The following is a 19968-nucleotide window of genomic DNA, read 5'->3' on the forward strand; positions in this document are numbered from 1 at the left end:
AATTTTGAAAGTTTATTATTTTTCTTTAGTAAAATGTATAAAAAATACTGTCCCCTGATTCAACTCTGATTGTACAGTTACTTGTATATTTAAATGATTTGCAATGTGTTGCACTATAAATAAACCTATACCAGTTGATTGTTCATTCAATCTACCGTTAAATCCTGAGTATCCTTTATCAAAAATTTTAGGAATATCTGCTTTACTAATCCCAATACCATTATCTTTAATCTGTAAAGTTTGATTGACAACATCAAAATCTATCCATATATCTTTACCTTTAGCATATTTTAAAGCATTATTTAAAAGTTGCTCTATCATTATAGAAGCCCATTGTGTATCGGTTAAAATGATGTCCTCACTTTTTTCATAATGGATTTGCGTCTTTTGTTCAATAAACTGAATTCTATATTTTAAAATCAACGGGCGAATCAAATCATCAACTGTCACTTTGGTAATTGTCATATCTGACTCTTCATTTAATAATTTTAAATAACTTAATGCGAGGCTTGTGTAATTATCAATGTGCACAATTTCTTGTCTAACACGATTAACTACATTCTCCTCGTTTCTCTCCAAAAGTAATTGTGAGGCAGTAATAGGTGTTTTAATTTGATGTACCCATGTTAAAAAATAACTTTCAACATCATTACGATATTCAATTTGCTGATTCTTAACATGTGCTAACTCATATTCTAAATATGCCACTTTATCTTTAAGATGTTCGTTCTTTTTAAAACTTAAATACTTTATCCACCAACGTACACACATCAATAGTAATATGATACTGATTGCTAGTATGTATGCATCAAATGGTAAAGAAAATACATAAAATATAAGTGCAAAAAATAATAGAATTATTAAAATAATTGAAATCTCATTACGAATCGATTGAATATATGCAAACTTCATATGTCTCAAACCCTGTATCCTACATTTTTCTTTGTCTCAATTAAATTATCGACACCGATAGAAAGTAATTTTTTTCGTAATCTCGTCATATTTACTGCTAGCGTATTGTCATCAATAAAATTCTCAGACTCCCAACATTTCTCAATTAAAGCTGTACGACTTACATACTTATTTTCATTTTGAAATAACAATTTTAATATCTGTAGCTCTGTTAAGGAAAGTTGAACATGTTCATTATCCTTGCTAAGCTTCGCCTCATCAACAATTAGTTTACAACCTTTAACAGCTATTTCATCACGAGCTATAGATAAATCATAAGTGCGACGCAATAGTGCCTGAATTTTAGCTACTGTTAAAGACAAGTTAAATGGTTTCTCGATAAAATCATCGCCACCCATTTGGATAGCCAGAATTTGATCCATATTATCTGTTCTTGAACTAATAAACATAATAGGCACATGAGATACTTTTCGTATTTCTTGGCACCAATGGAAGCCATTAAGTGTTGGTAGATTGATATCTAATAATACGAGTTGTGGTTCTACTCTGCGAAAATCTTCCATTATCTTTTCAAAATTGTCAACCACATGAACCTCATAATTCCATTTAGATAGCTCATTAGCTAAACTTTCAGCAATCACTAAATCGTCTTCTACAATGAAAATCTTCATATATGTTCACCTTTCACTATCTTTTCACTCTTATTTATCATCATCTGAATTTTTATTTTGCTATTGTTCTTTGTCGATATAATCATGTTGTTGCTGTTCTACATGATTCGAATTTTGATCTTTTGAATTTTTCTTTCTACGTTTTTCTTCTAATACGCTTAGTACAATAAACAAAATAATTAATATTGGAGATAACATTACGAATATCATTGTCTCACCTTCTCTTAGGATCTCTAGCTTCCAATAATTATGATACCTATTATAGATTATTTTACATGTTTATTAATAAGAAATACATTGACATGATGCTATTATTTTAACAATATTATCACTTTGAGAGATATAAAGGGCATCGAAGATAGAGCCATACATTTTATTTAAGTGATGAAATTTTATAATATGTAAAAATAATATTACTTTACATTATATTTACTAAAAACTAACTCTCAATCAAAGTTTGTCTTCTATACTTAAATTATCATACATATTGGGAGGCAATTTATTTATGAAATTTATGAATAAAATGGGCAAGACGACGCTTGTTTCATCAATCGTAGTAGCATCCGTTTTAAGTACAGTGAACGTATCCTATGCTTCAGGTAGCTCAGAACAAGGTGCTCAAACTAAGCAAACACAAAACGAAGCCATTGCTTTCGGCAACACAAAAAATCCAAAAAATGTCATCTTCATGGTTGGCGATGGTATGGGACCTTCTTTTAACACTGCATATCGCTATTATAAAAATAAGCCTGGTGCTAAGAAAATGACTCCAACCGCTTTTGATAAATATCTAAAAGGAACAAATCGTACTTATTCTAATGATCCTAAAGAAAATGTTACAGACTCTGCTGCTGGAGGAACAGCTTTTAGTACCGGTCACAAAACATATAACGGTGCAATTAGTGTTGATACAAATAAAAAACCAATTAAATCTGTGCTAGAACAAGCTAAAGAACAAGGAAAATCAACTGGCTTAGTAACTACTGCTGAACTTACTGATGCAACACCTGCTGTATATGCTGCTCATATAGATTCACGCGATAAAAAAGATGAAATTGCACAGCAATTTTATAATGATAAAATAAATGGCAAACATAAAATCGATGTGATGTTAGGTGGCGGAGCAAAATACTTCGGTAAAGAAAATAAAAATTTAGCGAAAAAATTCAAAAAAGACGGTTATGATATCGTTTCTAATAAAGATGAATTAAATCAATCACAAAGTAAGCAAGTCTTAGGTACTTTCTCAGAAAAAGATATGCCATTACAAATAGATGCACCTCAATCTAATCCGTTGCTAGTAGACATGCAAAACAGTGCACTAAATAAATTAAGTAAAAATAATAAGGGATTCTTTTTAATGGTTGAGGGTGCCTCAATTGATAAAGCTGCCCACCCTAATGATATCACTGGTGTGATGTCTGAAATGTCTGGTTTCGAAACAGCTTTTGATAATGCTATTAATTATGCAAAGACACATAAAGATACACTTGTTGTAGCAACTGCAGACCACTCAACTGGTGGTCTATCAACCGCAAAAGGTAAAGATTATAAATGGAATCCAGAGGCTATTCACAAGATGAAACATTCTGGAATGTATATGACAAAACAAATCGCTGATGGAAAAGATCCTGAAAAAGTAATTAAAGATGGATACGGCATTGATTTTCCAAACAAACAACTCGATAAAGTCAAAAAAGCAGCAGACGACCTTCACAAACTACAAAAAGAAGGTAAAGATGACAAAGACGAAAAAGTTGTAGAACAAACAACAAAATTACAAAATGCAATTCAAAAACCAATTAACGATGCTTCACACACAGGTTGGACAACCAATGGCCATACAGGTGTAGATGTTAACACATATGCATATGGGCCAGGTTCTAATAAATTCAAAGGGAATATGGAAAATACCCAAAGCGCTAAAAACATATTTGACTTTTTCGGAAACAATGTAACATCAAATCAAAATTAGTTATAAAGTTTAAATTTAATATAATAAGAAAGGGGCAGTCGTCGTTATGACCACTGTCCCTTTATCATGTACATAATATATTTTATATACATAAGATGCAATAACTATTAAATATAAATCGCTTATAATTCTGCATTCGACATTGTGTTCTTTTTGATTTGATGCTTTTTAAAAAGTTGGAACCCTACTGCGCTTCCAATAACGAACGTTGATGCTACTGTTACTCCAATTGTTACACGATTAGACATATTCTTTTCATCTTTCACATTTTTTTGCTGTGCTAAACGTGCCATCTTATTTTTAAAAATATTCATAACAGTCTTGTGTGCTTTAGCTTGAGTTAGTTTATATACTACCCAAGGTAATGTAGGTTCATATTCTTGTAAAGCAATAATACCATCATTGGTGTTTCTTATTCTTCGGAATTCAAAGCGTGCATTTCCACCATCATTTGAATGTGCTAAATCGCCACCCACAATATTATATACCACCATATCTTCTGTAGAGTCAGCTTCATCACGTTCCATTTTTAAAATACATTTATTAATGAAGGGCCAATTCATATTAAATTCTCGTTCATTTATCGTACCTTTAACGAGATGTAGTGTGATATTATTGATGAATTTTGCATATTCTTTAGTCACATCTTTAATTGAATAACCTTCCGGAATTTTAAACCGTGTAATGGCTCGTACATCCTTAATTTCTTGATGCATACGCCCAAATGATTGAGAATTTTTCGAATCCGACTTTTTCTTAGAAGTCTTTTGTTCTTCTCTTAGTGCTCTTTTCACACTATCTTCAAAGGTGATATTTCCTACGGACAAGTTAGACACAACGCGTTTTCGATGTGGTACCATATCGTGAATCAAACTATTCATTAATGGATATACCATTTCTTTCGGTACATTTGAAATCAGTTGTACCCAATAACTACTTACGATAATGGGTATAATAGGTAAATCAAGCATAGGTAGTCGCTTATCAAGTACGTTAGCTGTGCGCTGTATCAGCGTTTTATAATTCATCACTTCAGGACCTGTGATATCAATTGCTTCGTTATCTTTGGGTGTTCGATTCACCAATGCTGCTAAACCATCTATCACATCGTCAATGGCAACAGGTGTAATTTTATTGTAAGCCCAACTAGGCAAAACCATTGCTGGCAATCTCTCAACTAGTCTTTTAAGAATTGGATAAGAACTTCCTTTTGCACCTATAATTAAACCTGCATGTAATGTGCTAACTGGTATACCGTAATCACCAAGAATTTTTTCACATTCAAGTCGACTTCTTAAATGCGCAGATAGCTCATCATTTTCTGGTATTAAACCACTCATGTAGACAATATGCTTAACACCCTGCTTTTGAGCTGCACGCGCAAAATTATCCGCTAACAATGCATCCATATCTTCAAAGCTAGCCTGCGTTAATTTTGCTGATGGCATCATAGAGTGTACTAAATAAATCGCTGTATCTACATCTTTCATTACTTTTGTAATTTCGTCCAAATCAAATAAGTCTGCTGACTTCCACGTGACATTTTCTTCATCCGTTTTATTATGAGTATTTCTGGATATAGCTATCACTTCATGATCTTTTTTTAATTTATTCTTGAGATGGCTACCAATATAACCTGATGCACCCGTTAGTAAAATTTTAGACATATACTCCCCCTAGAATGTGTTTTAATGTTCTATAAAAATAGTTAGATTGTATACTTATTAAATTTGTATTGGTTATCATTGCTATATGTTAAATGTTTACTCAAAAATATGAAACTGAGACAAGATTCACATGATTCTTGTCTCAAAGTACCCATACTTATATTATTTCCCAGTAAATAACAACTTTCTTTAAGAAATCTGTTGTTTACAGTTTGATGAACTTGGATATTCTGGTTCCCCAAGAATTTTGGTCATTAACTTTTCACTGCTTTTCGAACTATCTTGTCTCATCAAACGATGAACCACTTTTGAATAATTTATATAATCAGTGCTACAAATTTGTTTAGCTAATATGCGTTCATTTAAAGAGGCTTTAAGAAAATCACCCACTTCAAACAAATCAAAATAAAAACCAACACTTTGTTTATATTGTTGCTCGTCTTCTTGAAGAATAAACACCGGCTTGTTTAAATGTATATAGTCAAAAATGGTCGACGAGTAATCTGTAATCATACATGCACTCAGAATATACAGTTCTTGAATATCAACAAGTTCATTGAAGTAACAGTGAATTCGATTATCTATTTGATTATATCTAGTTCTTAAATGACTTTCATTAGGATGAAGTTTCACAATAATCTCGTAATTCTCTGGTAAATATTTAAGTAAATCTTTTAAATTAATCTGAGTGACTTCTTTTCTTTGATTTCCCCTCCAAGTGGGACAATATAATATATATTTTTTATCATCATCTATCTTATACATATATTTAAGCTGTAACTGCTGGCGCTCTTGTAAATTATTATTATTTATTAAATATTCATTCTTAGGTGCGCCGTATTCTAGAACTTTAAGATTTGGATTTTTATTTAGCATAAAGGCTAATTCTAACAACGTCGTATTAATATCTGATGATGTCAAAATATAATCCCATTTTTTCATGCGTGGTATGAATGCCTCTAGTTGTTGTTGTCTTTCATGCTGTTCATTTAAATCATTAACCATTTTCTTTAATGGAAAACCGTGCCACGTTTGAATAAATATCTGATCTGAAGACTTGTACACTTTATCCCATGAGTTACCATTGATAAAAACATACTTACACTTTCTAAACGTTTTAATATATTTCTCGCTTCCAAATCGAACAGGTGTAAAACCGTAACGTTTGATTTCCATATCGACAAGTGAATTGGTTGAACTCACATATATTTTTTTATGAGCATACTGTCTTTTAATAGCGAGAGCAATATATTTAGGATCTCCACTGAAATTCTTACCATGGAAAGACTCTATAAATATTGAGTCGTCGTCTACAGGTATTTGATTTAAATTTTTGATATAGCTCATATGCTTTCTTTTTTCATAGTACGTTTTACATTTATTAAATAAATATTTATTTTTTCTAATTAAATTCATCCAACGACTCTCTTTTAAACGACTTGCTATATCTATTTGTTTTTCACTACCGAGATGTTGATGAATTTTCTTCACTTTTACATGTTGAGATGAAGAAAAAGTTTCAACATGATTTAAAAATTCCTGTCCATAGTTAATGCATTTAAACGTACTTTCCAACTGTCGATAATCTTTTTGTCGATCACAGTGACTATATTTATAGTCTAGAAAGTCTTTAATTATTTTACTATCTTTAATCATATCTTTGGTTAAAAAACGTATCGCTTCATATGGTGCATAGATATCCTTTAACACGTTATCATCACCATAGTAAACTAGAGCTTTATTCCCCTGTGCAATCGTTTCTAATATAGAATAGCCGAGCGTTTCATATGGTGAACTAGATATATAAACATAACTCTGCGGTTCTTTTTCATTAATATGAATATAATCATTAAGATGATAGTAATTTATCAAATTTTTGTAAAACATTTCTGAAGGACCATAGCCTATTAAATAAAGTTGAGCATCGTCAACAATTTGGTTTTTAATGATGTAATTAAACAATTTAATAATATATGAAATATCTTTAACTTCGTCCTCAAAACGTGCTTTAATTAAAAAATTTCGTTTAGTATTTATTGGCTCTGATTTTAAATCGATATGTTGTGCATTTACGTATTGATTAAAAACCCGATGATAGTCATATTTAGCTATAAACTCATTTTTGATTCTAGCTGTACTCACTCGAACACAATCAATACAGTCTAATGCTAAATCTATATTCTCATTAATATATTCCAATGGACCATGTATTTCACCAACAATCTTAATCTTGCTATTTAATTTTTTAACTAGATATGCATGATGAAAAAAGGTTTCTCTAGTAATTATAAGTAGGTCTCCATGAGCAAGTTCTTTTCCACTATTAAATTGATGAATATGAAGATGCTTTGTGCTCAAACCTTCGTAAATAATTAGTTTTGTGATATCACTTTTATTATAGTTCTTATAATTAAAGTAGTGTACCTCATGTCCAATTTCTAATAAGCTTTTCACTAAGTTAATATTACTTCTTGATGTTCCGCCCTTGGCGAAGATATTATATCCAAATATGTTAATCTTCATTTAATATCTCACTTCCCAAATACATTAAATTATTTCATCTTTAATATGTAGAACTCGCGAAAGATATTATACTTAATATTTGGAATTTTATCTACTTTATATATAATTAAAATAATTTTGAATTTTAAAATTAAAAAAAGACACGACATAATCGCAATCGACCTAGTCGTGTCTTCATATAATTATCATTAGTGAATCTTAATATTCAATGTTTGGAGCTTGGTTTACATGATTTTGGTATTTTTTGAAACCATAGAACGCTGCACCAGCTAATGCTAAAATAACTGCTAATTTTTTCATCTTAATAACACTCCTTTCAAAGATGCGGTTCTTGAACAAACAAATTGTTCAATAGTTAGTTACTATTATACACGTTTTATAGTTGTTTTTAAAAACTTGAATTTCAAATTAACGTAATTTTTTCCTTATTTTCTAAAATTCATTATTAATTTTGAAACTACATAGATTTATTTTACAACTTAAGTTACGATTTATTCTTATACCATTTCACTACAAATTATATATACCGTAAATACGTACCGCAAAATCATTTGAATGTAATCAACATAGAAAATACTATTTTAAATCAAATTGTTACTCTTACCATAGATTAAGAACTATAAAATATAACATAATCTTAAAACATCTGTTTCTTATCAAGATTTTTTAAGTAAGATATTGTTGTTTATCATTTATTAAAAATATTTTATGAATACGTTTGATTGATACCTTCATACAATGCATTAATAAATGCCTCCATTGTTGGTGTCCAATTTTCTTTGTTGGTACGATTTTTTGTACTAGTATCTCCATTTTTAAAGAATGCTTTTCTTAAAGCAGTCGTTAATTCTAACTGAACGCCAGTGTTATTGTCTTCTCTATTAATAAAGTTTTTATTATTTTGACCACCTAGATACTCTGGTGGAACTTTAACAGTAAATCCACGTCCAACAAGTTGCTTCTCTATAGCATTTCTCAAATCTGAACGAGGCCCGCCAAGATAGATAATCTCCTCAGTACCTGATGCGCCATGAATTGAAACAGTTGCAGTACGGTTTTTTATCATTTGATTTAATGTCGGATCATCATAATGTGTAGACGTAACATGTAATTCAGAGTTATTTTTAGGTCGAATGCCTTCAAATGAATAATAATCATAATTACCTTTATCCGCTAATGCTTTAGTTAATTCTGTTGTACCTTGTTCAATACTTCCACCATGTGGAGCCACAATGAGTACTTGATTCCCTGTGTTTTTTGTATCTTTTCTCCAATCTACACCTTCAGTTGTTTCTTTTTCTAACTGTGTCATCGATTGATATTTATCTGTTTTACGTTCAGCAGGTGCCACTCCCACTAATTCTTTACTACTATTGATTTTAGAAGTAGGTGACGTTGAAAGTTGTTTTGCTTTAGTAGTTGTACTAACTTGAGTCGTTAAAGTAGGTTGTGCCTTTGTCGTCGAGGATTGAACTATTTTAGATTTTGTTGATACTGACGGTGATTTTGTTTTACTTAGTTGTGTAGTGTTTTTCTTAACAGAAGTTGCATGACTTTTAGTTGATTGTTGTGTTTTTGTTGATATTTTAGCTTTAGAAGTTGGCGACACAGTAGTTGCTTTATGAGAAGTTGTGCGTTTCACAGAAGTAGGCATTGTTTTTGAACGTGTTGAAGTTGTTGAACTCTTACGAATGGTAGGCTGAGTCTTGGTTGTTGTACGCGTTTTATTTAATGTTGTAGATTTTTTGGCTGTTGTAGTTTTTTTAGTTGATGACGTTTTGGGTGATATAGCTCTTTTTGTTGATGTAGCTCTAGATTTAACAACCGTATCTTTAACTGAACGTTTAAAATTGGACGTCGTCTTTTGAGTTGGAGATGTCTTAGTTACATGTGTTTGTTGCGTTTTCGTACTTGCATCAGCATACTGATTAAATGAACCTATTGTCCCTACTCCAATAAATACGGTAACGAAACTTAGCGTCACTTTCTTCATTGAAAAGAACCGTGAAATACTTTTGACTTTCATATCAATTCTCCTTATGAATTATTAATATAAAAATTATACTAACTTATTTGTGCAAAAAATCAATATTTTTTATTAAGTTGTGGAATGTTTTTTATCATATCAATATTTTTAAAATATTGATATTACTAAATATTTTCACTAAAAAATTTTTCAAACAAAAACAAAGAGTTTAAGATACAAATCCTTAAAAAAGCAATAAGATATTTTCAATTGAAAGTTATCTTACTGCCATTCTCTATTTATGCAATATTTCATATTGAATAACCCACTTTTCTAGTGTGCCATCTCAATCTCTTTCAACAATTAGCACTACTTGCTTAGGAGTCTCGGCATAAATACTACGTATTAACATGCAATTTCGCTTTTAAATACTTAAAAAATAAGACACCTTCATATAATTTAATAAATACCACCAAATTAAATTAACAGAGGGCTTGCGTATAAAATTATAACAACCTTCAACTTAAAAGCTTACGCTATCAATGGGAAGTTATGTTAGAACTACTCAAAAATATATCGTGATATGTTAATAAAATTTTTGGAACGAAACCCAATTGTGATCTTAACTAATCTATATGTCGTAATAGTAAAAGAATAGATTTTAATGATATGTAAATCGAAATGGTAGAAATGGCTTTAAATGTGATTTTAATATAAAAAAATGTGATGATTGTTCAGCATGTTCTTTGAGAGGTCTATACATAAAACCGGGTTCATAACAAATAAGAAAATCATGAAAAATGATAATTAGGAATACTTTAAAATTCAAACTCATTAAAACCTTTCTTAACTAGAAATGAAAAACTATAGTCATAGAATATTGGGTGTAGAACCTATTTTGGAAATTATGAAGGCTATTTGGGGCTTCACTCGAGTGTCAGCTCGAGCTATAAGTAAAGTCAAAGGGAAATAGAGTTTTTATTAACGGTGCTTAATATTAAGAAAAATAGCGACTCAGAGATTTGAGTACTTATAAAGTATCTCTTTTGTCTCTGAATATCAAAGAAATAAACCTCACTATCATTACATAAAATAACTTATCGGAAGTAGATATGTTTGTATATTCACAGATGGTATATTAATAGAGTCGCCTATCTCTCAGGCGTCAATTTAGACGCAGAGAGGAGGTGCAGAAAATGACAGATATTCTTGTTCACATCATGACCACGGCAGCAAGTGGTTGCATTGTCACATTCTTTGCGTATTGGCTTCGCAAACGTGATGATAAGTAAAATAGGCGACTAAGCCACACCAAAAAAACCCCTCACTATTCTCAGTAGTGAGGGGTTTGGTGCATTAAATGCAGATATTCTTGTTAATCATATTATAACACTGGTTAGTAGAGGAATGCAAAAGCTATAGTGTTAATTAGCGTAGTAAAATATAATAGAAATATATTTTATATAAAATGTGAGGTAAATAACATGGAAATTACAATGCTAATAGTTTCAATTGTTACATTAGTAGTAACGGGCTGTGCTACTATTATTTCAGCTTTTCAATTAAAAAAGTTAAATGATGAAAAGAAAAATGTGAATATTAACATCAGAAAACTTTACGTTCAAAAAATTAGAATTAATAAAAATATATAGAAGATAATGTGAGAAGATTTGAAAATACTATTGAAAGACTAACTTTTGGAAAAGGAGATAGAGAAAATTATTTGAAAAATATTGAATGTTTATCTTACTATATTACATCTATTAATAACAAAAAATTTGAGGAGATTTTAAAAAACTTAATAATAGATACAGAAGATTTTATTAAGGTTTCTATAGATACTAAAAATTCGAAATTAGATAATATTTTTGAATTACATGCTAATCTAAAGGAGGTTTTAAGTATTATAGAAAATGGAAACTATATAATACATATGATGTTTAAAGATTTTGATGAAGGGCTTTCTGAAGACTATAAAAGAATGATGTTTTCGAAGACAATGGAAATCTCTTTATGTCAATATCCGAATATTAGCCAGTTTTATAAAAAAATTGATTCCAAAATAAGTAATAATGTTTTATACCATCCGCCAGGAAATCCAAAAATTTTAACATTTTCAACTCCTAAAATGTATTATGGAAAACAAGTAGAAAATATACAAAAGAAAATGGGAATATACGGAAGTAGTGATATGAAAGATATCCCTTATATTTCTATAAATGAACTAAGTGAAAAAGGAGATTTTAAAACCATCATGAAAAGTTTGAACATAGAAAATACGCTAAATTTGTTAAACTCTATTATCAAGAAAATTGATTTTATGTTAAATAGTGCTAACTCTGATAACAAACGCAAATAATTTGTCAAATTATGGATATACCCTAATCTTACTGATATTGTAGTTGAATTTATAATGACTCAAACGTATGATTTGGGTGTATATTAATTATGGTATGAAAATAAATGTTGGCTATGTGAGGGTATTATCCATGGATCAAAATTTAAAAAGACAACTGGATAATTTGAAAACGTTTGGTGCGAAAAACATTTACAGAAAAACAGTCTGAGGAACCTATTAAAAATAGATTGTTATTTCAAATATTTCCTAGTTTTGTGAGGGTGGAAGATGAGGTTGTAGTGTAGTCATTTGATCGTTTAGGCCTTAATTACGATGAAGTAATCAAGACAGTTAATTATTTAAAAGACAAATAAGTTTAATTAATGATTACTAGCATACCTATGATGAATGATGAGATTGGCAATTCATTATTAGATAAATTTATGAAAAATCTATTCATTCATATATGAGCAATGGTTTCAGAACAAGAACGAAATGAAAGTAAACGTAGACAAGCACAATGTATTAAAGTCACAAAAGACAAAGGGCTATATAAAGGCCGTTCATTACTTTATTCGCCGAATTGTAAAGATCCTCAAAAACGTATTATTTATCATCGTGTTTTAGAAATGTTAGAAGAAGGCCAAGCAATTAGTAAAATTGCGAAAGAGATTAATTTAATAAGGCTAACAGTTTATAGAATTACGATATTGTTTTGGTTTTATAAACTTTTCTTCAATGCCTCCTAAAATAAATGATAATAACCTATTATGATATTTTAATAATAAAGCAAGAAAGAGAGAAAATACAATCTCCCTTTTTTTATATTCCTCTTCCCATTAATATACGATTAATACACTTTTTTATAGCAAACGACTGTTAAAGTATATAGAACCTCCGAATGCGTGCGCAATTAAATGACCGCCGTCATCATCTGGTAATCGGTCTTCTATTCCTACTGTTCGTTGCGCATATGAATTACGTCCGCCATCTTGAAGTGATAGGTCATACGCATATACTTCTGTGAACCGTTCGATATACATGTCCATGCGGTGTTGTATATTCGATGTTGGCTTTCTCTCTAAAATATTTTATATGTATTTAGTAGTAAAATTAAAATTTATTACTCGTTGTAATCAAAACCACCCGTATGAACGGGTGGTTTGTTCTACGGCTATAAGCCTTTCTTACGGGCCAGCCCTAAAAGGGCACTGATAGATCAGCCAACTGCACTACTTTCCCAGCATCCCTAAAGGGGTACTGTTTTTTTTCGTCTTTTTTTAATTTCTTCTCCTGTAAAAGGATCTAGGTATTCTTCCATTGAAATTTGATCTGCAACGATATCTTCTTGTAATTGATTACGAATGTAATTTTCAATTACCTTTTTATTTCTACCTACTGTATCTACATAAAATTCTTTACACCAAAACTTTCTATTTCCATATCTATATTTTAAAATAGCATGTCTATCAAAAATCATTAAATTACTTTTACCTTTTAAATATCCAACAACTGATGATACTCCTAATTTAGGTGGAATACTAACTAACATATGAATATGATCTTTACATGCTTCTGCTTCTATTATTTCTACGCCTTTTCTTTCACATAGTTGACGTAAAATAACTCCAATATCTCTTTTGATTTTTCCATATATCACTTGTCTTCTATATTTTGGTGCAAAGACTATGTGATACTTACAATTCCATTTTGTATGTGCTAAACTGTTTGTGTCAGATGAAATTAAATAGCATCTCCTCGTGTTGAATATTTTGGTCGGCTGACCAATATATATTCTAGCATGATGAGATGTTTTTTTAGATAACGGTAAAACCTTTTCTGAACCATACGCATAGCGCATGGTTTTCTTTATACAATAAAAAAGACAATTTCTATTGAATAAATATAGAAATTGTCTTTTTCTTCGTCTAAGACCTTTATGTTCCAACATCTTTGTTAATCTTCTTTCAAATGTTCAATTGTTTTGAAGCCTTCACGATAATTAGCTAGTTCTTCCATCATCGCGTACCAATCATGGCCTACTTTTTGTAGTGTCTGTTGAATTAATTCATCTTGTGCTTGGTTTAACTTACCTATTAAATCATCACCCGCTTCAGTGGTAAAAAGTTTTTTTACTCGTCTATCCTGCTTAGATGTTTGTTCAATAATTAAACCTTCTTCTTTTAATTTACGTAACGTTGCATGCGATCCTTGTTTAGATATTTCAAGCGTAATCAAAAGTTCTTTAATTGTTATACCCGGTAATTTATTAATGAAAAATAAGAATCGATGATGTTGGCGACTCATGCCATATTGCTCAATAATTTCATCCGCTGTAGTAATAAAAGTCTTATACGCGAAGTAAAACAGCATATGTTCGTAATCATTTTTATTTTTAGACATTTAACACTATCCTTTTTTTATTCAATATCGTTATTATAATAAACTTTTGACTGATAGTCATATATTTCAGAAACTGTTCAAATTTTTAATAGGTCAACTTAGTTGACTTTATATCGGATTGACGTTACTATGATACTTGTAAGATAAAAGAAATCAAAGGTGGAATTATATATGAAACAACGCGTAGGACAATATTTAATGGACGCGGTTTATTCAGCAGGTGCTGACAAAGTTTTTGGTGTCCCAGGAGATTTTAATCTAGCCTTTTTAGATGATATTATTGCACATAATCATATTAAATGGATTGGTAATACAAATGAACTTAATGCAAGTTATGCCGCTGACGGATATGCACGTATTAATGGCATCGGTGCAATGGTAACAACATTTGGAGTGGGTGAATTAAGTGCTGTCAACGGAATCGCTGGATCTTATGCTGAGCGTGTGCCAGTTATTGCCATCACTGGGGCACCTACTCGAGCTGTAGAACAAGAAGGCAAATACGTTCACCATTCCCTTGGCGAAGGAACTTTTGATGATTATAGAAAAATGTTTGAGCCTATTACAACAGCGCAAGCTTATATTACACCTGATAATGCTACCACAGAAATTCCAAGAGTAATCAACGCGGCGATTCAACAACGTCGTCCAGTTCACATTCATTTACCTATTGATGTCGCACTCACAGAGATTGAAGTTTCAAAGCCATTCAAAGCAGAAGTAGAACCACAAAAAAACGTTCAAACTTATATCAATATGGTTCAAGACAAACTTGAATCGGCAACACAACCTGTTATTATTACAGGCCATGAAATAAATAGTTTCCATCTGCATAAAGAACTCGAACAATTCGTTAATCAAACTCAAATTCCAGTTGTTCAGTTATCTTTAGGTAAAGGTGCATTTAATGAAGAAAATCCTTATTATATGGGTATCTTTGATGGTTCAATAGCAGAACAAGATATTCAAGATTATGTCAATCAAAGTGATGCTATTTTGAATATTGGTGCTAAATTAACAGATTCTGCAACAGCTGGGTTCTCATATCAATTTGATATTAATGATGTGATTATGCTAAATCATAATGAATTTAAAATTAATGATACATGCATCGAAGCATTTTCATTACCAAATATATTAAATGGTTTAAATAAGTATATTCACTACAAAAATACTAATGATTTCCCACAATATGAGAGACCACAAGCACATAATTATGAACTTAGTGATCAGCCATTAACTCAAGAGACTTATTTCAATATGATGCAAGATTTTTTACAACAAGATGATATTTTAATCGCTGAACAAGGTACATCCTTCTTTGGTGCTTATGACTTAGCCTTGTACAAAGATAATACTTTTATCGGACAACCATTATGGGGTTCTATCGGCTATACGCTACCAGCAACGTTAGGAACACAAATTGCAAATCCATATCGTCGAAACATTTTATTAATTGGTGATGGCTCACTACAATTAACTGTTCAATCATTATCTACAATGATTCGTCAACATTTAAACCCTGTGATATTTGTAATTAATAACGATGGTTATACAGTTGAGAGAATGATTCATGGTATGAAAGAACCTTACAATGACATTCGCATGTGGGATTACAAATCATTACCTTCTGTATTTGGTGGTGACAATGTTTTAGTTCATGATGTAAATACTTCAGAAGAACTCATGCTCACCTTCGAAAACATTAAATCTAATAGTGATCGCATGCACTTTGTAGAAGTGAAAATGGCTGTTGAAGATGCACCAGCTAAATTAAGTAATATAGCTAAAGCATTCGCATCACAAAACAAATCATCTTAATATCTTTTTAAAATTCTATAATATAAGCAATTCAAACACCCGTATGATTCTCTAGTTATACGGGTGTTAAATATATCTTTATAGAAGTTGAAACTTAAAAAATGACGTTTCCCGTGAAACAACATTCATTTAACGTTATATTTTATATCGATTAAAAGTAAAATGTATGAATAATCACAAACATTGATGATTCTAATAAATCATTCTTAAGACGCTTTTTTAATGAACTTAATCATATCTTTAGCCATTGCTATAGTTTTAGAATTTGTTTTCACTTCCGAGTTAAAAATTCCAAATATACAAATAAGCCTGCACATTCTTTAATGTGAGGCTTACTTGAATTCTCTATAAACTCCGATTATCTAAATATTGTTTATCAATAACTGAACGTGTGATATCACGTAAGTGTGCTGGGCTCATCGAAGAACTATCCATTTGATTGCGACCGTGATGAGTGGCATCTTTGTCATTATAGTCATCTAGCATCATCACTTTAAAGTTCGACTTAAGGAACTGGTTTTGGTGTTGAGTTAATTCGTAATAATTCACCATACTTCTCCACTTCACATCTTGAACTTGAAACTGTTTATCTTTCTTACTAATTTTAAAATCTATTCGTCCTAATAAATCATTACTTTCATCCCCTGTTGACTGACCGTTCAAGAAATTTCCTAAAGAATATGCTACGAGTGTACGATTCCCTTCTCTACCATCAACCCATTTTACTGGTTGAATCACATGAGGATGTGTACCTAAAACTACATCAACACCTGCATCAGCGAAAATTTGTGCATATTTTTTTTGAGTGGCGTTAGGCTGATGCTTACCTTCATTACCCCAATGTGCTGAAACAAGTACTACATCACTTTGTTGTTTGGCTTTCTTAACATCTTGCTTAATTTTATTTTCATCAAACGTATCTACCATATAATCATGAGTTGGTTGATGATCGTTTGTACCAAATGTGTAACTTAATAAAGCAACTTTCACACCTTTAATTGTTTTAATAGGAATTTGACGGTGTGCTTGTTCTGATTCATATACACCCGTGAACAAAACTTGATCTTTAAATTTGTTCCAAGTATGAATATGATTACTTACACCTTGCTCCCCTTGATCTAAGGCATGATTGTTTGCACCGTTTACAAAATTAAAGCCAGTATCTACTAAATCCTGAGCAATACTACTCGGTGTATTAAAGTTTTTAAATCCTGAATAAGGCCTATCATCCCCACCTAATGGTGATTCTTGATTAACAAAAGAAATATCTGCGTTTTGAATGTCTTTTCTTACTGGTTGATACATAGGTTTAAAATCAAAACTATTCCCCGTAATTTGTGCATCTTTATATACAACTGGGTGAATTAAATTATCACCTACAGCAACAACACGTATCGTTTTATTTGCATTTTGTTTATTACTAAAAGATTGATTAATCGTACATCCACTAACAACTATGAAAAACGTAAATAATATCATGGTATACACTAAATATTTAGATACTGTTTTCATTTTTTAATACTTTATCCCCTTTTATAAACTTTTGTATTTATTTTCATCATATCTCTATTAACTTTAATAAACAATATATGATATGTGAACATAATGTTTTTAATAAATAACTATAGTTGTCTTACCTGTCATCTGGATTAACTGTAACACCGAACAAAATCAATAAGAGAAGAATACTAAGGCGAGTAACAATTTTTTATATTCGTTTAATAAGATGTCCGCCTAAATATCCAAATTCAACCCTTTGTATCATTACTGGACAAACCACTCAATCGCACGTTTAATAGCTCTATCCCAATAAGCATAATCATGATCTCCTGGACCATCTTCAAACTTATAAGAAACCCCTTTTTCATTTAACGTCTCAATAAATTGAAGGTTATCATGATATAAAAAGTCTTCTTTACCACACATGATAAACAATTCAGGAATATCTACATTAGCATCGATGGCTTGATCAAGTAAGTAGTACGTATCGAGTTCTGTACCTTTAATTTGAGTATCTCTTCCGGTGATAGCTTGTGGAGAGAAATCAATCCATTCCAAATCAATGAGTCGCTGTGCTTCAAAAACTGCTGAAAGTGGTGCAGCTTTAGCAAATTTATCACTTTGAGTTAGCGCAAATTTAATCGTTCCATAACCGCCCATTGAATGTCCTGCAATAAAATTATCTTCTCTTTTTCTAGAAAGTGGTAAAATTTGATGTACGTATTCGTAAATTTCTAATATGTAATCATAGTAACTATGTCCATATACCATATTTGCATAGCCACTATGATCGACGTTAGGCATTATAATCGCAAGTTGATGTTCATTTGCATAACGCTCGATACTTGTATATCTTATGTAAGTTGTTTCATCGCTAGACAATCCATGTAATAACAACATTGATTTCAATTGTTTCGCTGTTCTTGAACTATCAAAGAATGTTACATCCTCGGGTAAAATAATCGTTAAATTTTGATGCATTCCTATCGTTGGTGAATTGTAATTCATTGTTATTAAAGCCATATGTGTCACTCCTCTACTGTATTATCTATTATTTTACTTATTCTTTTTATCAATTTATAGAAAAAACGCAACTTTGACTATAGATTATATAAATTTCTATACTTTCCAATGCGGAACTAAAATTTTATTCTCTATATTAAACAAGTTGATTTACTATAGATTGTCTAACCTTTAAATATGATATATTTCTAAAGCAATAAATCATGAAATAAAAAAACGATAGTGAATGATTTCATAGAAACCTATTCGACCATCGTTTGTCTTCAATTATGTATGAGTGATACGCACTCATTATAAGTCTTTACTAACCAACCAATTTTTACTGTTTTTAAAGAGTATTTTTTCTTCTCTAAGTTCATTTATGATATGACTCGTCGTTTCTCTAGATATTCCTGCCATATCACTCAATAACTGTATTGTCATAAAATGCTTAATTTCATAAAACTCATCATGATCATAACCTACTGTTTGACATAGGTAACGTAAAATCTTAGTCACGCGTTCTTTAGCTAATTTACTCGTTAAAGCCATATTGTATTCAATATGTTGACATTGTGTTTCGCTTAATAAGGAGAATAATTTCACAAAAATCTCTTCGTGATTTTTACATAAATATTCTATTAAATCTCTCGGTATTCCAATCATTTCACAATCTGTTAGGGCTGTACACATTTCATTAGGAACTTTATCTTGAAATAAGTTATTTAAAGGAAAGAGCACTTTTTCTCTATTCAAATATCGATATACATCACCATTCAAATTAAAATTTTCTCTCATAATATTACCTTTTAAGAGTAAGTAGATATGCGTGGTTTCATCAGACGAATAGTAGACAATTTGTCCTTTGTTGTAATGTCTCACAAAACATTGACTTTTAAATGGCAGTAATACGCCTACAGGAATATTGATATAAGATGCTAATTGTTTAAAACTTTCATCAAGTTCATTTTCTCTACAAAACATTTGATTTCCAGTCATAAAAATAACTCCTTATTGCCTTAGACTATGGTCAAAGGGGACGCTATAATTTCTCCGATTTAAAATTTATTAGAATTCTGTATATACTACAGACAATATTTACTATGGACCACTGTTCTTATTATACCAATAGTTTAAATATCAAATATTTTATATACTTTTCTTTGTTTGATTTTTATCGATTAAACTCC

The 19968-nt window shown here is 30.7% G+C and carries 17 protein-coding genes and 2 pseudogenes; 6 read left to right on the forward strand and 13 right to left on the reverse strand.

All coding sequences use genetic code 11. From position 1 onward, the window contains the following. Window positions 1-15: 15 nt before the first annotated feature. From HMPREF3058_RS03270 to HMPREF3058_RS03280, 3 genes are read right to left on the reverse strand one after another with little or no spacing between them, the layout of a single operon-like run. Window positions 16-912, reverse strand: a complete 897-nt coding sequence (locus tag HMPREF3058_RS03270) for a sensor histidine kinase (protein WP_002490847.1) — start codon at window positions 910-912, stop codon at window positions 16-18. A gap of 5 nt (window positions 913-917) precedes the next feature. Then, complete coding sequence (locus HMPREF3058_RS03275; protein ID WP_002486903.1) at window positions 918-1583, reverse strand: response regulator transcription factor; 666 nt, start codon at window positions 1581-1583, stop codon at window positions 918-920. Between the two features lie 60 nt (window positions 1584-1643). Beyond that, complete coding sequence (locus HMPREF3058_RS03280; RefSeq protein WP_002490882.1) at window positions 1644-1793, reverse strand: hypothetical protein; 150 nt, start codon at window positions 1791-1793, stop codon at window positions 1644-1646. 295 nt (window positions 1794-2088) lie between these two features. Here HMPREF3058_RS03280 and HMPREF3058_RS03285 point away from each other — a divergent pair, with 295 nt between their 5' ends. After that, window positions 2089-3558 (forward strand): alkaline phosphatase, encoded by a 1470-nt coding sequence (locus tag HMPREF3058_RS03285; RefSeq protein ID WP_002490907.1) that lies wholly within the window; start codon window positions 2089-2091, stop codon window positions 3556-3558. 122 nt (window positions 3559-3680) lie between these two features. On the opposite strand, the gene HMPREF3058_RS03290 is transcribed toward HMPREF3058_RS03285, so the two are convergent. The 4 genes from HMPREF3058_RS03290 to HMPREF3058_RS03305 form a co-directional block, all read right to left on the reverse strand. Further along, window positions 3681-5225 (reverse strand): NAD(P)H-binding protein, encoded by a 1545-nt coding sequence (locus tag HMPREF3058_RS03290; RefSeq protein WP_002490842.1) that lies wholly within the window; start codon window positions 5223-5225, stop codon window positions 3681-3683. A 189-nt stretch (window positions 5226-5414) separates the two neighbouring features. Then, window positions 5415-7748: a CDP-glycerol glycerophosphotransferase family protein gene (locus HMPREF3058_RS03295; protein ID WP_002490908.1), complete on the reverse strand. Its 2334-nt coding sequence runs from the start codon at window positions 7746-7748 to the stop codon at window positions 5415-5417. Window positions 7749-7946: 198 nt separating this feature from the next. Further along, a complete protein-coding gene (locus HMPREF3058_RS03300) occupies window positions 7947-8048 on the reverse strand; it encodes an SE2200 family small protein (RefSeq protein WP_002437978.1) in 102 nt (33 codons plus the stop codon). 406 nt (window positions 8049-8454) lie between these two features. Further along, window positions 8455-9774 (reverse strand): poly-gamma-glutamate hydrolase family protein, encoded by a 1320-nt coding sequence (locus HMPREF3058_RS03305; RefSeq protein ID WP_002490913.1) that lies wholly within the window; start codon window positions 9772-9774, stop codon window positions 8455-8457. Window positions 9775-10910: 1136 nt separating this feature from the next. Between HMPREF3058_RS03305 and HMPREF3058_RS11620 the strand changes: the two genes are divergently transcribed. From HMPREF3058_RS11620 to HMPREF3058_RS12385, 4 genes and pseudogenes are all read left to right on the forward strand, one after another. Beyond that, a complete protein-coding gene (locus HMPREF3058_RS11620) occupies window positions 10911-11006 on the forward strand; it encodes a type I toxin-antitoxin system Fst family toxin (RefSeq protein ID WP_002495983.1) in 96 nt (31 codons plus the stop codon). 192 nt (window positions 11007-11198) lie between these two features. Next, window positions 11199-11366 carry a hypothetical protein gene (locus tag HMPREF3058_RS12275; RefSeq protein ID WP_002490862.1) on the forward strand — a complete coding sequence of 56 codons (168 nt, stop codon included), beginning with the start codon at window positions 11199-11201 and terminating at the stop codon, window positions 11364-11366. Window positions 11367-11374: 8 nt separating this feature from the next. Continuing rightward, a complete protein-coding gene (locus HMPREF3058_RS03310; protein ID WP_002490911.1) occupies window positions 11375-12073 on the forward strand; it encodes a hypothetical protein in 699 nt (232 codons plus the stop codon). Between the two features lie 100 nt (window positions 12074-12173). Continuing rightward, window positions 12174-12801, forward strand: a pseudogene (locus HMPREF3058_RS12385) (recombinase family protein). A 141-nt stretch (window positions 12802-12942) separates the two neighbouring features. Here the strand turns inward: HMPREF3058_RS12385 and HMPREF3058_RS03320 are convergent. From HMPREF3058_RS03320 to HMPREF3058_RS03330, 3 genes and pseudogenes are all read right to left on the reverse strand, one after another. After that, window positions 12943-13129, reverse strand: a pseudogene (locus HMPREF3058_RS03320) (DNA/RNA non-specific endonuclease); the annotation flags it as partial. Between the two features lie 172 nt (window positions 13130-13301). Then, a complete protein-coding gene (gene tnpA, locus HMPREF3058_RS03325) occupies window positions 13302-13796 on the reverse strand; it encodes an IS200/IS605 family transposase (protein ID WP_032604316.1) in 495 nt (164 codons plus the stop codon). Window positions 13797-14008: 212 nt separating this feature from the next. Further along, window positions 14009-14455 carry a MarR family winged helix-turn-helix transcriptional regulator gene (locus HMPREF3058_RS03330; RefSeq protein ID WP_002446968.1) on the reverse strand — a complete coding sequence of 149 codons (447 nt, stop codon included), beginning with the start codon at window positions 14453-14455 and terminating at the stop codon, window positions 14009-14011. 171 nt (window positions 14456-14626) lie between these two features. Between HMPREF3058_RS03330 and HMPREF3058_RS03335 the strand changes: the two genes are divergently transcribed. Continuing rightward, window positions 14627-16276: an alpha-keto acid decarboxylase family protein gene (locus HMPREF3058_RS03335; RefSeq protein ID WP_002490909.1), complete on the forward strand. Its 1650-nt coding sequence runs from the start codon at window positions 14627-14629 to the stop codon at window positions 16274-16276. Between the two features lie 345 nt (window positions 16277-16621). Here the strand turns inward: HMPREF3058_RS03335 and HMPREF3058_RS03340 are convergent, their stop codons facing one another. From HMPREF3058_RS03340 to HMPREF3058_RS03350, 3 genes are all read right to left on the reverse strand, one after another. Further along, the gene (locus HMPREF3058_RS03340; protein ID WP_002490888.1) at window positions 16622-17788 is read right to left on the reverse strand and encodes a CapA family protein; all 1167 of its coding nucleotides are present in this window, start codon (window positions 17786-17788) and stop codon (window positions 16622-16624) included. A gap of 252 nt (window positions 17789-18040) precedes the next feature. After that, window positions 18041-18799 (reverse strand): alpha/beta hydrolase, encoded by a 759-nt coding sequence (locus HMPREF3058_RS03345; protein WP_002490876.1) that lies wholly within the window; start codon window positions 18797-18799, stop codon window positions 18041-18043. Window positions 18800-19090: 291 nt separating this feature from the next. Next, window positions 19091-19777 carry a Crp/Fnr family transcriptional regulator gene (locus tag HMPREF3058_RS03350; protein WP_001831835.1) on the reverse strand — a complete coding sequence of 229 codons (687 nt, stop codon included), beginning with the start codon at window positions 19775-19777 and terminating at the stop codon, window positions 19091-19093. Between the last annotated feature and the right edge of the window lie 191 nt (window positions 19778-19968).

The sequence above is a fragment of the Staphylococcus sp. HMSC068G11 genome, assembly GCF_001815825.1.
GTDB lineage: Bacteria > Bacillota > Bacilli > Staphylococcales > Staphylococcaceae > Staphylococcus > Staphylococcus epidermidis.